We start from the raw sequence: 15,851 nt of genomic DNA, 5'->3' as shown, positions 1-15,851 counted from the left end.
GTGTCGAACGCTAAGCTGTCTCATATTTTTCAAGAAAAGTCTCAGCCGACATCGACCGAAAATCTGGAAGTGCGGTGCGCAGATCTTCATGCGACCAATCCCACCAAGCTAGGTCCATCAACCTCTCCGCAATAGGTTCAGGTTGGCGGCGGCGAAGCGGTGTCGCGGGTGTCCCTGCGACAATGGTATAAGGCGCGACGTCCTTCGTCACGACTGCGCCCGCTGCGACAACAGCCCCGTGGCCTAACGTGACCTCTGGTTTGATCATAGCGCCTGCGCCAATCCACGTGTCGTGCCCAATTTGTGCAATGCGAGAGCTGCGGTGCGTAAAGAAATCTACATCACGATCCGCATCGTCCCAGTAATCATCGGATCGGTACAGAAAATGGTGGCAAGACGCCGTATCCAACGGATGATCCGTCGCGCCGATCCGCGAAAAAGCGGCGATATTCGCAAACTTGCCGATCTGCGCATTAGCGATATCCGCATAACGGTCGCAATAGCTGTAGTCGCCGAAAGATGCGTTGTTCACGCGGCTGCCCTTACCGATCTCAACAAAGGCACCAAAGGTGCTATCCGTGATCTCGCATTCGGGGTGAAAGAATGTCGCATTCGCAGTCAAACGTGCCATTAGTAGGGGAACTCTTCGCCGGTGAACCGAAGAAACTTTCCGGTATCTTCTATCGTCAGCCGTTCCATTATGGCCAAAATTCCTTGGGCCACATCGTTCGGGTCTTCGTCCGCACCTGTGCCGCCCATATCCGTTCGCACCCAACCCGGGTTAATTACGACAACAGGGATGCCCTCTGGTTCTAGTTCAACTGCCAGCCCTTGCATCACTTTGTTCACCGCAGCCTTGGAGGCACGATAGGCGATCTGGTTGGATTTAGGGGTGGCAAAGCTGGCCATCTGGCTCGAAATTGTCAGTATTTTGGGCTGCTCTGTCTTTCGCAATGCCGGCAGTGCTGCCTGCGCCACTGCGAGCGGGGCGATACTGTTGATAGCGAACGTTTCGCGCATACCGTCCCAGTCCATAGAAAGCGGTGACTGCCGATCGGACTCTGGGCCAATAATACCAGCGTTATTGATGAGCACGTCAATCTGCGGCAGTGCGCCCAGCTGACCTGCAATCGCGGCAGGGTCAGATAACTCCAAGGCGATTGTCCCGTTTCGACCATCGCGCGTGGTGCCAATGACGTGATGGTCATTAGCAGACGCCGCTTGATGCAAAGCCGCGCCTATGCCGCGGTTAACGCCGGTGATGAGAATGTTTGCCATTAGTCTTTGCGTCCGATCAATTTGCTGCGTAACCAGCCTGAGAGCCAATCCATGAACATCACCATCAGGATGATCAGTACGATGTAATAGGCGACTTCTTCCCAGTCTTTTTGGGTTTGGATCGCTTGGGTCAGCATCAGGCCGATGCCGCCGCCAGTGATCGCGCCAATGATGGTAGCCGACCGCGTGTTGGATTCAAGAAAATACAGAACCTGCGCCAGCAGAACCGGAACCACTTGCGGGATCACGCCAAAGCGGTAGCGTTGCAGGGGCTTCGCACCAGTGGAAGAAATCCCTTCGATCTGCTTTTGATCAACGTTTTCTAAGGCCTCGGAAAAGGTTTTACCGAATGTGCCCGTATCCGTGATCAGGATCGCCAATGATCCAGTCAGTGGGCCGGGGCCAAAAGCGCGGGCAAGAACGACTGTCCAGATCAGGGCATCGACGCCGCGAACGAAGTCGAATAGGCGGCGTGTCGCGGCACGTAAGACCATGACTGGGGAAAATTTCTTGGCGGCCAGAAAGGCCAATGGCAACGCGACCATCGCCGCACCCATCGTACCAAGAAATGCCATCAAAATCGTTTCGCCGATGGCCCACGCGACATCCTTATGCCGCCACATCTTGTTGTTCCACCAGTCAGACATGGCACCCGCGATGTTGCTGCGCGCAGGATCGAGACGTTCCCCGAACAGGATCTTGCCGGTGCCTTCGCCATGGTACGGGCTGTCGAGCGTAAACCAAAACAGTTCCCACCCTGCAAAGTAATTGAATACCTCTGTCCGTGCGCCTGTCAGCGTGATGCGCCCTTCGCCTGTCGTGATGCCAATGCGGCGGTCGGACGCAGAAATCCAATCGGGTAGATCGTCAGGCAGGTTGCTTGTCACCGTGCGGCCTTCGGCTTGCACCGCGATCAACGGAAATCCCGGCACATCAATCTCTGTGCGATTGTCGGGCAAATATCGCACGATGTGATCTGCGCCGAGATCGATTGCGATCACGTCATCGCCGCTGACCCATGCGGGGCGTTCGCCATCCGGATAAGTGCCTTTGCGTTCGCCTTCGACGGCGTAGCTGACGTCGCCAGAGCGGTTGTTGCGCGTGACGTGTACCTTGTACGACCAGATGTCCGACGTCAGCGTCTTTGCATTGTCGACATTGGCGCGTCCCGCGAGACCGGCCAGATCGAAGGCAAAGAAGATATAGACGAGATAGGCGAAGATCACGGCAGGCAGGCCAAAACTAATCAGTCGCTTGCGCTGGAAAATCTGTTCAGCCTGAATCTTTGTTGTATCCAGATCGATCGCGGTCATTGGGCTTGTCCTTCGGTCAAACGATTGCGGTAGCGGCTGGACACTTGGTCAAAGAATACGATTGTGCCGAATAGAAGAACGAAGATGGCTGCGGCTTCGTCAAATCGACCGGGCCCCCATGCCATCGCATTGCGCAGCTCGTAGCCCAAGCCGCCAGCACCCACGAACCCAAGTATAGCGGACGCGCGAATATTGATTTCGAACCGCAAAAGCGCATAGCTGATGTAGTTTGGTGCGACCTGTGGAAGCACGCCAAGTATCATCCGTTGTGACCACGTAGCCCCAGTTGAGGCCAACCCTTCAAGCGGCTTCAGGTCAGCATTCTCAGATACTTCAGAGAACATTTTTCCCAATGCGCCGGCCGTGTGGATGGAAATAGCGATCATCGCAGGCACGGGTCCGCCGCCAAGTACAAAGATCAAAACAAGGGCGACGACGATTTCGGGTACGGCGCGCATTATATCGGAGATACGGCGAAACAACGGGATCAAACGTGGCCATTTCGCCAATCCGCGTGTGCCATGTAGAGAAAGGAACAAACCGCCAATCGCCCCAAGTAAGGTCGAAACCGCCGCGATGTTGATCGTTTCAATAAGAGCCGGAAAATACTTGAACACCAAGGCGGGCAATTCCGCTCGTTTTTCCCATGCTTCTGACAAAACATCGGCCGGATAATCGCCGATCTGGTGCAAGCCGTCCCAGAAACCTCCAGCGTTCCGGTCGTCCGCAATGTTAAATCCGGACACCATCAAGACGACAAAGATCAGCAATGTTAGCCCGCCATAGAGCCTGCGTCGCTGGACTTGCGCCATATAGGTCGACTGAATGCTGCCGACGTTTTGCGGCGCGCCGCTGAATGCTGTTTCTGCCATGTGGCCCCCAAACGAGAAACCGGCAGCCCCAAAGGGCTGCCGGATGCGTCATAAAAATGGATTAGTTACCAATCACGGATTGACGTGCAGCGACGATGCTTTCGTACATCTCGTGGGTGACAGGCTGGAAGCCAAGTGTGTCACCGGCTGCGACGCCGTAAGCACAATCAGGGTCGTTTTCGAACAGTTCGTCGACCAGCGTTGTCATTTTGACCTTCACGTCTTCCGGCAGTGCGCTGCGCAGCACAACTGGGCCTTCAGGGATCACGTTTGACTGCCAAATCTGCACGAGGTCGTTCATGTCAACGAGACCTGCATCAACGGCGCGGCGCAGGGCGCCAGAGTTATAACCGTCTTCCCAGTTACCTTGACCATCCGCCCAAGTGACGCCACCGTCGATGTCGCCATTGTTAACAGCAACGATTGTCTGCTCATGACCACCAGTGAATTTAACTTCACCGAAGTAGTCACCGGATTCCATGGTGATACCGTCTTTGTATTGCGGAATTTCGATGGATGGGATCAGGTAACCGGATGTGGAATTCGGATCACCGAAACCAAATGCCTTGCCTGCCATATCGTCCAGCGATGTGATGCCGCTGTCCACGCGCGCAAAGCCGATGGAATGGTAGCCGACGGAGCCGTCTAGGTTCACTTTAATCAGGACAGGCTCGACTGCTTCAGAGTCTTGTAAGTATGTTGCAGCGTAAGACGATGCGCCAAGCCATGCCATGTCGATTGTGCCGCCGAGCAGGCCTTGGATGACGCCGTTGTAATCCGCAGGTGCGAAAAGCTTTGTTTCAACGCCAAGCGCTTCAGTCGTGTAATTGACCATGCATTCGTAGTTGTTCATGCGGTCCTGCGCGTTTTCACCGCCCAGAATACCGATACGGAATTCCGTGATGTCTTGCGCGATGGCGCCTGTGCTCAGTGCTGTTGTGGCGGCAAGCGCCATTGCGAGGGTCTTTTTCATCGTTATCTCCGTAGGGTTGATGAAGGTGGCCCGCGAAAGAAGCGGGACGTGACTGGCTTAGGCGTAGGCACCCGTTTTGGGGGCCTTTTTGCTGTCCAGTGTTTCAATTTCGGTGGATGTGGCGGCTTCGGAAAAATCCGCGCCTGCGCCGTAGATGTCGCGGGCAACGCCAAAGGTCAGTTGTTCGGGGGTGCCATCGAACACGATCCGGCCATCCCGCATACCAATCACCCGGTCACAATACCGTCGTGCGGTGTCCAACGTGTGCAAATTCGCAATAACAGTGCGACCGTCTTCTTCATGGATCGTGCGCAAGGACTGCATGACGATCTGCGCGTTCATGGGATCAAGCGATGCAATAGGTTCATCCGCCAGAATGATCTTGGGATCCTGCATCAATGCCCGTGCAATCGCGACGCGTTGTTGCTGACCACCAGATAGGGCTTCGGCACGTTTTGGTGCCTGTTCGGCAATCCCGAGACGATCAAGAATTTCAATCGCACGGTGGATGTCGGACTGAGGATATAGATTGAAAAGGGTCGCGAAGGTGGATCGCTTATTCAACGTTCCGTGCAAAACGTTTGACACTACGTCCATGCGCGGCACCAAATTGAACTGTTGGAAAATCATGGCACACCGAGACTGCCAATCCCGCTTGGCGGCCCCGCGCAATCCGGTGATGTCTTCACCTTCGAAAGTGATCGTGCCTTCGGTTGCGTCATTCAACCGATTGACCATCCGCAACAGCGTCGATTTGCCAGCACCAGAGCGCCCGATGATCCCGATCATTGCCGGTTTTTCAACGGTTATGCTGGCCGCATGAACAGCCGTCTTGTCGCCGAACCGCTTTGTTAGTGCATCTATAGTTAGCATATCGCCCCCATGTTTGGGCGATGGATATGGATCGTAGACGACAGCGACGTGACGGTTCTGATTCAAGTTTTTGAAGCTTTCGAAACAGAATTATGACAGCAAACCAGATCGCGTCTGGCAGATTGCAAAGCGCCCAAACGGAAATGGCGGCGGCGGATATTCCTCGTTGCAGATGATTTTAAGCAAATAAATTCATAAAACCGTTACATTTTGATGCACGTCTGGTTATCCTTTCGGTATGTCCAAACGCCTTTTCCATTTATTGTGCTTGATCGCGACATTGCCGGGCATCGCGCGGGCGAACTTTTCCGACCTGACTTGCGATGACAGTGCGCGCTTGAACGAAACCTTGACTGACGTGATGGGGGCCGAACGTCAGGGACAAGGTTTACGGGGACCGGAAACGGTTCTTGAGGTCTGGGTCACTGCGGGAACGGGTGACTTCATGGTTGTTCAAACCTACGCCAATGGCACATCGTGCATTGTCGCACTTGGCGAACATTGGGAAGCCACAGATCATAACCCGGCTTAAGGCGATGCTTCTTCCAATCGGTCTGTCGCAGGGGCAGGGCGGAGCGACAACGCCTCTATTCGCGCATAAAGCTGCGGGGTCATAGGCACGTTTTGTGCCGCCAAGGATGCATTCAACTGCGTCGCGTTCCGCGCACTGATGATCGGGGCTGTCACCGCAGGATGATAAGCAGCCCACGCGACGGCAAGCGTTGCTGGATCAACATCTATCTCGGCAGCAAGGTCAGCAAGCGCGTCGGCAGTGCGTTGCATCCACGATTGGCTATAGCGGGCCGCGTAACGTTGATCCGTTGAAAGCCGTCCCGTGGCTTCAGCGCTGTACTTCCCAGTCAACAGGCCTGCCCCTAGTGGAGAGTAGGATGCCACAGCGATTTTCTCTGACATCGCCATGGGAAACAGTTCGACCTCTGCTTGTCGTTTCACCAACGAATACATTGGCTGGATAATATCAATTCTTACGCCAAAACGCTCCGCTGCCACTTGCGCCTTCATGACCTGCCAAGCAGCAAAGTTCGACACACCGATATGACGGATCAAGCCGGATTGTTGCAGCTTGGCGAGCGCATCAAACGTCTCATCCAATGCTGTCTGCGGATCCCAGCGGTGCAAATATAGAATATCCACGACATCCATTTTCAGACGTGAACGGCTTTCATCAAACTGTGTCAGGATGTTTTCTGAACTGCTCCCGCCGGTATATGCGGCCTTTGTAGCTACGATGATTTCATCGCGTTCACGACCAACGAATTCCCCCAGCATGCGTTCAGATGCACCGTTTGTGTATGTGTGTGCAGTATCAAAAAAATTGACCTGCCGCGCACGGCATAGATCAAACATTTCGTGACTGACGGTTTTGTCGGCAGTCCCGCCAAACTGCATGCAACCAAAACACATTCCAGATGCGTCGTTCCCGTTGATTGTCTGCAATTTGGTCATCAGAGGTGCCTTCTTTAAATCGCTACTAGGCGGCGATACCCGAGAATGGAAAGAGATTTGTGACACGTTTCGCAATCGCGCCCGATTAACGAAACAGAGGCGTCTTTTTCATGACAACGCCCATTATCTTTCTGCAATTGATAGCGTATGGACAGGCAACACAAACGGAGAATGCATCATGTCCGCGACACAAAACTTACCTGAACTGATTACTACGGCGCAGGAAAAGGCCAAAGACGCAGCGGGCGACGCATTGGCGCTTGAAGCGATTGCCGTGGATACGTTCGGTGCGTTTGAGGCGCGGATGCAGCATCATTTCCGTCGTGGCCCGTTTTCACGGAAGTTGAAGTCTGCGTTGATTGAGGCAGGTGAGGCGGAGCTCGCAGAACGGGTTTACCAGTATTATCTGGCAGTGAACGTGATCAAACATGGGAAAGGGGCCAGCCACCGTGAATTGCTTGCGATGTCTGATCCGAAGTTTCCGACCCGCAAGGCGCCTGAGGATTACGTGGCGGGTGATGGCCAACCCGCGTTGGTTGATGTGACCGTTCCAGGTTTCTTTGACGGGATGGCGGAAGCGGTGCTTGCGGCACAGGCCTTCCTCGAGGGCTAATGTTTCGGGGCTAAAGCCCTGCGTGTGGCCAAAAGACGCGCATTTTGGCTCAGAAATGTTTTGATATACCATGGTATACAATGGACGTCGCAGGTTGCATCCGCTAAGGACAGGCAAATTCAATCGCGAGGGTTACCATGACCGATATTATTTACACCAAAGTTGACGAAGCGCCGGAACTGGCCTCTGCGTCCTTCCTGCCGATCATCCAGAAATTCGCAGCAGCCGCTGGCGTGTCAGTGGGCACCAAGGACATTTCACTGGCTGGTCGTATCCTTGCGACATTCCCAGAGCACCTGAAAGCCGATCAGCAGCAGTCTGACGATCTGGCCGAACTGGGTCGTTTGGTGAAGACGGCGGAAGCCAACGTGATCAAGCTGCCAAACATCTCTGCATCCGTGCCGCAGTTGGTTGCCGCTGTGAAAGAACTGCAATCCCAAGGCTACGCGCTGCCGGATTATCCAGAGGCCCCTGTGACCGACGAAGAAAAAGCGATCCGCGCAAAATACGACGGGATCAAAGGCTCTGCCGTGAACCCTGTGTTGCGCGAAGGGAATTCGGATCGTCGTGCGGCTAAGGCCGTGAAATCATTCGCTCAGAACAATCCGCACCGGATGGGTGAATGGACTGCGGACAGCAAGACGAAGGTTTCGTCTATGTCTGGTGGCGATTTCTTCTCGAACGAGGTGTCTGCGACTTTGGCGAAAGAAGCGACAGCCAAAATTGTTCTGGAAACCGCCAATGGCGAAACTGTTCTCAAAGAGGGTGTATCCTACCCAGCGGGAACAGTGGTTGACGCGACATTCATGTCGGCGGCGGCATTGCAGTCTTTCTTGGCTGAGCAAATCGAACAGACAAAGGCCGAAGGCACTTTGTTCTCGCTTCACATGAAAGCGACAATGATGAAGGTTTCCGACCCGATCATCTTCGGTCACGCTGTGAAGGCATTCTTGGCACCTGTGTTTGAAAAGCACGGTGCTGCGATGGCTGATCTGGGCGTGAACCCGAACTCTGGTTTGGGTGATCTGTTGGGGCGTGTTGAAGGCAACGCCGACATTATGGCTGATATCGAAGCCTGCATGGCGGCGCGTCCGCCGATGTACATGGTTGATTCCGACAAAGGCATCACCAACCTGCATGTGTCATCTGATGTGATCATCGACGCATCCATGCCTGCGCTGATCCGCGCGGGTGGTAAAGGCTGGGGACCGGACGGCAAAGAAGGCGATTCCAACTGCGTCATCCCTGACAATTCTTATGCGCCAGTTTACGACGAGAGCATCAAGTTCTTCAAAGAAAATGGTAAATTGAACCCAGCCACTGCGGGCACAGTCCAGAACATCGGTCTGATGGCGCAAAAGGCGGAAGAATACGGGTCGCACCCTACGACATTCGAAATGCCGGAAGCGGGCACCGTGAAGATGATCCTCGACGACGGCACTGTGCTGCACCAGCACACCGTTGAGGCCAACGACATCTGGCGGTCTGCGTCTGCGCGTAAAGCCCCGATTGAAGATTGGGTGAACCTCGCGATTGATCGCCAAAAGGCCGAAGGCTGCCGCGCGATTTTCTGGCTCGATGCCGATCGTGCGCATGACGCGGAACTGATCGCTTATGTGAAGCCGATCTTGGAAGCCAAAGGCGTGGCCGACAAGTTTGAAATCATGGCCCCACGCGAAGCCACACGCGCGTCATTGGAAACGATCACCAAGGGCGAAAACACGATTGCGATCACTGGGAACGTGCTGCGTGACTATCTGACTGACTTGTTCCCGATCTTGGAACTGGCGACATCTGCGAAGATGCTGTCCATCGTGAAACTGATGCAGGGCGGCGGTCTGTTTGAAACGGGTGCTGGTGGTTCTGCGCCAAAGCACGTGCAGCAATTGGTTGAAGAAAACCACTTGCGCTGGGACAGCCTTGGCGAGTTCTGCGCGTTGGGTGAAAGCCTGCAATTCCTCGCGGACGCACGTGGCAACGAAAAGGCCCGCGTTCTAGGCCAAGCCGTTGATACTGCAACGCAAGGCATCCTCGACAACAGCCGTTCCCCATCGCGTAAAGTGGGCGAGCCGGACAACCGCGACAGCCACTACTGGTTCGCGCGTTACTGGGCCGACGCCTTGGCCGCACAGTCAGACGATGCAGAATTGGCTGCGCATTTCGCCCCAATCGCCGAAGCACTGGTTGCTGGCGAAGCAGCTATTGTGTCCGAACTGGCAGCCGCACAAGGCAGCGCCGTTGATCTGGGGGGCTACTACCACGGCGATGCGGCCAAAACCGCGGCTGTGATGCGCCCATCTGCGACGTTGAACGCGATCATCGGCTAAGGTCGGGTCTAGAGACAGAAAAAGCCCCGCGCATCAAACGATGCGCGGGGCTTTTTTGTATGGGCTAGCGTAGGGCGGCGAGGACGGTTCGATCTGCGATGCCCGTGACGGGCAGTCCTTCGCGCCGTTGGAAATCGCTGACGGCGGCGCGGGTTTGTCCACCGATGACGCCATCGGCAGGACCGACATCATAGCCACGTTGGGCGAGGGCGCGTTGCACGGTTTGACGGTCTGCTTTGGTTAATCCGTTTTCATCGGGTGGAAAAGTGCCACGTAAAGGGCCAGCGCCGCCGAGGCGGTCAGCCAGATGCCCGATGCCGATCGCGTAGAAATCGGAATTATTATATGTTTTCATAACGTTGAAGTTGCGCGTTACAGTGAATGTCACACCACCCGCTTGGGGCTGGAGATTGCGACCGGCCGGACCACCGGTGCCTGCCTCTGATCCCCATTTCAGTCCGCTGCGCCACCCGTTGCGCGACAGATACGCGGCAGTTGAGGCAAGCGAATCTGTGGGGTCATCCGTCCAGATGTCGCGCTTTCCATCGCCCGTGAAGTCCACGGCGAAAGACTGATACGACGTCGGAATGAATTGCGTGTGGCCCATCGCGCCAGCCCAGCTGCCGATCATTTGATCGGGCGTCGTGTCGCCGCGTTCAAGGATTTGCAACGCCGCAATCAGCTGCTTTTCGTAGAATGCACCACGGCGACCATCGAAGGCCAGCGTCGCTGTCGCGGACACCACTGGAATATCACCACGACGTTCACCAAACAGGCTTTCCATGCCCCAGATTGCGGCGACGATATTGCGGTCCACGCCATAACGCTGCTCGACTGCGGCGAGGGTGGTAGCATGTCGGGCGATAGCGACGTGTCCTTTGGACATGCGTTCATCTGAGGTGGCAATGGAAAGGTAATCCTCCAGAGTCCGGCGCGTTTGGATCTGGTTGCCGTCGCGCGTCACGACGCCGGGGATGAAGCCTGCGTTCGCAAATGCGCGGTCAAAGGTTGTGGTAGAGATGCCTGCAGCAAGGGCGCGTGGTTTGAAACGTGCGACCCATGCAGAGAAGGCAGGTGTTTGCACGGGGATCAGGTCAGGTGCGGTCGATGCTGTCCTTGGGGACTGCGCAGTGCTGGCGCAACCTGCCAGACTGAAACTACCCAAAACCGATAAAAATAGCCGTCTATTCAAAATCATTTAACGCCGCCTAGCTCAGTACGTGGATCACCTTGTTACACGTTGACCGTGCAACAATCACTGGGAGGCATCAAGCAAGTTTGCCGTGAACAGGCGGAAAGTGGGGCATGTGAAATTTGAGCGGCTCGGGCGGTGAATTGGCTTTGCGATCTTGCCTTATGGGCGATAGGTTGTTTGCAGTAATCACCGTTTAGTTGTGTTGCTTGATCCAGATGGTAACGTTGATGGTACTGGGTCTCATTTATTCGCCATAGCGGTTCACGCAAAAAAGTACTTATTCGCAATGGTTTGCTGTTCACTTTGCTCTAGAAGTGGCGGTCGACCACAACTGTTAGCGCTACCAATTCGTTGACAGGTGCGGGGCGTGTTAATACTAGTATACCAATTGATCTGGGAATGCTGCCGCTTGTCGGTGTCAGTGAACTCGGGTCGAGAATGTGTGTGTGCTTTAGGACATGGGAGTGTCGTCAGGCCGCGCTATAAAACGATCGGGAGGGATCGCACTATGCTACATTTTAATTTCCGGACAACTGTAACGTCAGTTGCACTCGCAGGCGCTGTTGCCGTTGCTGGTACTGCCGCCACTGCTGCTGAACTGCGCGGCTGGAACATTCACGTCGAAGATTACCCTGTGTCTATCGCTATGGAATCATTCATGGCTGAAGTCGCTGAAAAAACTGGCGGCGAAGTGACTGGTCAGATTTACCACAACGGTGTTTTGGGCAGCCAGCCTGATGCGATTGAACAGATCCGTCTTGGCGTGATCGACTTTGGTGAATTCAGCCTTGGGCCGATGGGTCAGTCTATTCCTGAGACGAACGTTGTTTCCTTGCCATTCATCTTCCCATCCATCCCTAAGATGTATGAACTGATGGACGGCGAAGTTGGCGAAGCTATCGGCGCTGGCATGATCGAAAAAGGTATCGTCCCACTTGGTTGGTACGACGCCGGTGCGCGGTCTTTCTACAACTCTGTCCGTCCAATCAACACGCCAGCAGACGTTGAAGGTCTTAAGGTACGTGTGATGTCAAACGACTTGTTCGTAGGCATGGTTGAATCAATGTCTGGCAACGCGACACCAATGGCATTTGGCGAAGTGTACCAGTCAATCAAAACTGGTGTTGTGGACGGTGCGGAAAACAATCCGCCATCATACGAATCCACAAACCACTTCGAAGTGGCGCAGTACTATTCTTTGACTGAGCACCTGATCATTCCAGAATGCTTGTGCATGAGCCAGAAGACTTGGGAAAAGATGACACCAGAGCAGCAGGAAATCCTGAAAGCAGCTGGTCAAGCATCTGCTGAATTGCAGCGTGAACTGTGGCAGGCCCGTGAAGCGGCATCCATGGAAATCGTGCAGGCTGGTGGTACAACCGTGAACACAATCGCTGACAAAGCACCATTCCAAGAAGCAATGGCGCCAGTCTACGAACAGTTCTTGGCTGATAACCCCGATCTGTCTGATCTGGTGAACCTGATCCGCAACGCGGAATAAGCAAGCCACTTAAGATTGAAGGTCCGCCTCTTGTGTGGCGGGCCTTCTTGTCACTGCGGCCCTTAACTGGGTAGCCTGACACAAGATAACAGGGGGCCCGAAATGACGAGCCAATCACACAAATTCGTCAAGCTCGAGGCCGCCTTAGAAGCGATCCGCGCAGCTTGTATCTTTGCCGCATCGATTGCTTTGGTGATCCTCGTTGCGACATTCGGCTGGTTGGTTTTTGGCCGCTATGTTCTGAACGTCACGCCAACTTGGGTTGAACAGCTAGCGTTGCTGTTGATCTGCTACATCGCATTCCTAGGTGCCGCTGCCGGTATCCGCGAAAATTTTCATCTTGGTGTGAATCTGTTTCGTGATTTGATGCCGCGCGTTGTTCAAAAGGTTCTGATTGTTGCGATTGATTTCGCACTCGCCATCTTTGGCGGTGTGATGCTGGTCGCAGGTGTTACCTTGATGCAGTTCGGCTGGGATACGCTTTTGCCGATGCTGGATATTCCCGAAAGTTTCCGCACGCTGGCGATTACGTCTTGCGGTGCGTTGATCCTTCTATTTGCGGGCGCACGTGGTGTGCTGCGCGTACTGACATTTTCCGACTGGCAACCTGTCGTCGAAGAGCTGGAAATCTAAATTATGGGCCTCTTAATTCTTCTGCTGGTCTTCGGCATTCTTGTCGTCGTGGGTATGCCTGTCGCTTTTGCGATGGGGATTGCTGCAGCTTCGGCCTTTTGGTTTGAAGGCTTCCCAATGTTAATCACCTTCCAGCGCGCGACGGCTGGTGTTTCGGTCTTTTCACTGCTCGCCATTCCATTCTTCGTATTTGCGGGCGAGATCATGTTGCACGGTGGGATTGCCAAGCGATTGGTCAAGCTTGCCGCGGCTTTGGTCGGCCACCTGAAGGGTGGTTTGGCGATGGTGAACATCTTCTCATCCATGCTGTTTGGCGGAATTTCTGGGTCTGCTGTAGCCGATATTTCAGCGCTTGGATCTTTGTTGATCCCCGTGATGAAAGAGCGCGGTTATCGTCCTGATTTCGCCGTGAACGTTACTGTCACGTCGTCCATTGCCGGAATCGTCATTCCCCCAAGCCACAATATGATTATTTTCGCGGTGGCTGCTGGGGGCGGCATTTCGATCTCCAAACTCTTCCTCGCGGGCGTAGTGCCGGGTATCTTGATGTGTCTCAGCCTTGCTGTTGCCGCTTACATCTTGTCGGTCAAACACAAGTACCCCGCAGAACCTTTCCCAGGTTGGGCGGAAGTCGGTCGCGCTGCTGCAGATGCAATTCCCGGTTTCATCACGGCTGTGATCATCGTTGGTGGTACGTTGTCCGGTGTGTTCACAGTGACCGAATCCGGCGCGTTTGGTGCGCTATACGCCTTGCTGCTGACGAAGTTCTACTACCGTTCACTGAGCTGGGACGCCTTTGTGCTTGCTGTGACCGGCGCCGTACGCACCACGTCGATGGTGATGATTTTGATCGCTTTTGCGTCGTCGTTTGCCTACCTGTTGGCGCTGTACCAAGTCCCAACAAAGCTGAGTGACCTGCTTGTGTCGATCTCGGACAACCCGATCGTCATCTTGCTGATGATCAACATCATCCTGCTGATCTTGGGCATGATCATGGACATGGCCGCGTTGATCTTGATCTGTACGCCGATCTTCTTGCCGATCGCCAAGGGCTTGGGCATGGACCCGACGCAGTTCGGTATCATGATGTTGGTGAATCTTGGTCTGGGCCTGTGCACGCCACCTGTCGGGACCTGTCTGTTCGTGGGTTGCGCTGTGGGTAAGATCAAGATCGAACAAGCACTCAAGTCGATCTGGCCATTCTATATCGCCATTCTGGCCGCGCTGATCTTGGTCACATATGTGCCAGCCGTGTCACTGTGGTTGCCGTCTTTGCTGGGCTAGGCAATCTTGAACGGCACGCTGCCACGCGTGTTGTGATCGACCTTGATGTCTTTACCAATTGGGGGGACCGACCTGTGAAAACAGTCGGTCCTTTCGCATATCCGGCAGCTTGTCCCGATGGGGTCGAAATTTGACGCATCTGTTGTACCCATGTCGTCCGCATAAACCACGTGGCCCGCATGTTTGATCTCGCAGCCCAACCCAATCGCGTATTTACGCACCGGCGATTTGAAGCCCGCAACGCGTTTTGTTTGCACGAAGGCAAGCGATAGATACTGCACACCGTCAGGTGTCACGGCCAGTTGCCGCAGAATTTCGCCGGGGGACTGAAATGCGTGATGAACGTTCCAGAGCGGGCAGCCACCGCCAAATCTCGTGAATTGAAGCGTTGTGGCGCTGTGCCGCTTGGTGATGTTGCCCGCTTGATCGATCCGCAGAAAGTAGAACGGAATGCCTTTTTCACCGGGGCGCTGCAGCATGCTGAGGCGATGGCAGACCTGTTCAACACTCGCGTCAAATTGGAAGGCCAATTTTTCAACGTCGTGCCGTTGATCTTTAGCGGCTTGGGCGAATTCTGAATATGGTAGCACCACCGCACCAGCAAAGTAGTTGGCAAAGGTCATCCGACATACTTCGCGGGCGACATCGGTGTGGAAGCCCGCATCGTCCAGAAGCTGTTCGATCAGGTTGCCTTGTTCAAGCAGGCCCACTTGGTAGGCCATCTGAAACAAATTTGTGGCCATTGTTGACGCTGCATTGAGGTAGATGGTTTTGGTCGCCGGATCATAGGTGCGGACCGTGCCAGAGCTTGGTTTGTCTTTGCGCATCACAACGCGAACATCGTGCTTTTGACGTAGGTAATCGGCGATATCGGTGTGGCGGCCTGCATCGGAATGCGGCAGCGAGGTCGCAAAACTTTCGGCGGCGCGATCCAAGCTATCGATGTAGTTGTCGTTGTAATGAAAATAGTCGCGGACCTCTTCATAGGGCAGGGGCGCCAGCGAAGCTTCGCGGTCTTTGAGCGCATTATCGACTTCGCCCAGCTGTTCGCGCGACTTTTGGAACATCCGGTAAAGGTCGAGAAACGCCTTCGTCACATTTGGAGCGTTCGTTGCTGCAACTTTTATTTCCTGTGTCAGCACTTTGTTGTCAGTGAAAATCGGGTCGGTCAGGACCTCTTGCAAATCGACCGACACCTTTCCAGCGCCATCAAGGGCGAGTTCTGAAAGGTCGAAGTTGAACGTATCGACAAGCGCAAGAATGACAGAACCTGACAAGGCACGTTGGTTATTTTCTATTTGATTCAAGTAGCTTGTCGAAATTCCGATCTGCTGGGCAAATTCAGCCTGCGTCAAATTCAGTCCCTGTCGCAAAAGGCGAATGCGGGCACCGGCGAAGATTTTTCGGGACGCGGTCATTGCTTTACACTTTTTCGCATTTTGCAGTCTTCAAGTTGCTATTTGTTGCATCTTAACACGTTCAGCCCTTTGGAAAAAGCCGATTTACCATAATCACCTGACCT

The 15,851-nt window shown here is 54.4% G+C and carries 15 protein-coding genes; 6 read left to right on the top strand and 9 right to left on the bottom strand.

Annotated features, from left to right (window positions below):
- Positions 1-10: 10 nt before the first annotated feature.
- From AC0L7R_RS10235 to phnC, 6 genes are all read right to left on the bottom strand, one after another.
- Positions 11-631, bottom strand: coding sequence for a DapH/DapD/GlmU-related protein (locus AC0L7R_RS10235; RefSeq protein WP_348108533.1), 621 nt, complete (start codon positions 629-631; stop codon positions 11-13).
- Positions 631-1,278, bottom strand: coding sequence for an SDR family NAD(P)-dependent oxidoreductase (locus AC0L7R_RS10230; RefSeq protein ID WP_473656767.1), 648 nt, complete (start codon positions 1,276-1,278; stop codon positions 631-633). Before AC0L7R_RS10230 ends, AC0L7R_RS10235 begins: the two co-directional genes overlap by 1 nt.
- A complete protein-coding gene (gene phnE / locus AC0L7R_RS10225) occupies positions 1,278-2,591 on the bottom strand; it encodes a phosphonate ABC transporter, permease protein PhnE (protein ID WP_473656766.1) in 1,314 nt (437 codons plus the stop codon). Before phnE (AC0L7R_RS10225) ends, AC0L7R_RS10230 begins: the two co-directional genes overlap by 1 nt.
- Complete coding sequence (gene phnE, locus AC0L7R_RS10220) at positions 2,588-3,463, bottom strand: phosphonate ABC transporter, permease protein PhnE (protein ID WP_473656765.1); 876 nt, start codon at positions 3,461-3,463, stop codon at positions 2,588-2,590. Before phnE (AC0L7R_RS10220) ends, phnE (AC0L7R_RS10225) begins: the two co-directional genes overlap by 4 nt.
- Positions 3,464-3,524: 61 nt before the next feature.
- Positions 3,525-4,436, bottom strand: coding sequence for a phosphonate ABC transporter substrate-binding protein (gene phnD, locus AC0L7R_RS10215; protein ID WP_473656764.1), 912 nt, complete (start codon positions 4,434-4,436; stop codon positions 3,525-3,527).
- A 57-nt stretch (positions 4,437-4,493) separates the two neighbouring features.
- The gene (gene phnC, locus AC0L7R_RS10210; protein WP_247127014.1) at positions 4,494-5,309 is read right to left on the bottom strand and encodes a phosphonate ABC transporter ATP-binding protein; all 816 of its coding nucleotides are present in this window, start codon (positions 5,307-5,309) and stop codon (positions 4,494-4,496) included.
- Between the two features lie 238 nt (positions 5,310-5,547).
- On the opposite strand from phnC, the gene AC0L7R_RS10205 reads away from it, so the two are divergent.
- A complete protein-coding gene (locus AC0L7R_RS10205) occupies positions 5,548-5,841 on the top strand; it encodes a hypothetical protein (protein ID WP_473656762.1) in 294 nt (97 codons plus the stop codon).
- Here the strand turns inward: AC0L7R_RS10205 and AC0L7R_RS10200 are convergent.
- Positions 5,838-6,776: an aldo/keto reductase gene (locus tag AC0L7R_RS10200; RefSeq protein ID WP_473656761.1), complete on the bottom strand. Its 939-nt coding sequence runs from the start codon at positions 6,774-6,776 to the stop codon at positions 5,838-5,840. The genes AC0L7R_RS10205 and AC0L7R_RS10200 overlap by 4 nt on opposite strands.
- 178 nt (positions 6,777-6,954) lie before the next feature.
- Between AC0L7R_RS10200 and AC0L7R_RS10195 the strand changes: the two genes are divergently transcribed.
- Positions 6,955-7,389 (top strand): hypothetical protein, encoded by a 435-nt coding sequence (locus AC0L7R_RS10195; RefSeq protein WP_473656759.1) that lies wholly within the window; start codon positions 6,955-6,957, stop codon positions 7,387-7,389.
- Between the two features lie 137 nt (positions 7,390-7,526).
- Positions 7,527-9,716 carry an NADP-dependent isocitrate dehydrogenase gene (locus AC0L7R_RS10190; RefSeq protein WP_473656757.1) on the top strand — a complete coding sequence of 730 codons (2,190 nt, stop codon included), beginning with the start codon at positions 7,527-7,529 and terminating at the stop codon, positions 9,714-9,716.
- Positions 9,717-9,780: 64 nt separating this feature from the next.
- On the opposite strand, the gene AC0L7R_RS10185 is transcribed toward AC0L7R_RS10190, so the two are convergent.
- Positions 9,781-10,914 carry a lytic murein transglycosylase gene (locus tag AC0L7R_RS10185; RefSeq protein ID WP_473656756.1) on the bottom strand — a complete coding sequence of 378 codons (1,134 nt, stop codon included), beginning with the start codon at positions 10,912-10,914 and terminating at the stop codon, positions 9,781-9,783.
- 505 nt (positions 10,915-11,419) lie between these two features.
- Between AC0L7R_RS10185 and AC0L7R_RS10180 the strand changes: the two genes are divergently transcribed.
- The 3 genes from AC0L7R_RS10180 (at position 11,420) to AC0L7R_RS10170 (ending at position 14,329) form a co-directional block, all read left to right on the top strand.
- Positions 11,420-12,412, top strand: a complete 993-nt coding sequence (locus AC0L7R_RS10180; protein ID WP_473656755.1) for a TRAP transporter substrate-binding protein DctP — start codon at positions 11,420-11,422, stop codon at positions 12,410-12,412.
- 102 nt (positions 12,413-12,514) lie between these two features.
- Positions 12,515-13,045, top strand: a complete 531-nt coding sequence (locus tag AC0L7R_RS10175; protein ID WP_247127021.1) for a TRAP transporter small permease — start codon at positions 12,515-12,517, stop codon at positions 13,043-13,045.
- Between the two features lie 3 nt (positions 13,046-13,048).
- Positions 13,049-14,329 carry a TRAP transporter large permease gene (locus AC0L7R_RS10170; RefSeq protein WP_348108274.1) on the top strand — a complete coding sequence of 427 codons (1,281 nt, stop codon included), beginning with the start codon at positions 13,049-13,051 and terminating at the stop codon, positions 14,327-14,329.
- Here the strand turns inward: AC0L7R_RS10170 and AC0L7R_RS10165 are convergent.
- The gene (locus AC0L7R_RS10165; protein ID WP_473656754.1) at positions 14,326-15,747 is read right to left on the bottom strand and encodes a short-chain fatty acyl-CoA regulator family protein; all 1,422 of its coding nucleotides are present in this window, start codon (positions 15,745-15,747) and stop codon (positions 14,326-14,328) included. The genes AC0L7R_RS10170 and AC0L7R_RS10165 overlap by 4 nt on opposite strands.
- Between the last annotated feature and the right edge of the window lie 104 nt (positions 15,748-15,851).

This window comes from Yoonia sp. D2-7, assembly GCF_055809435.1.
This window is presented reverse-complemented; position numbering and strand designations above follow the sequence as displayed.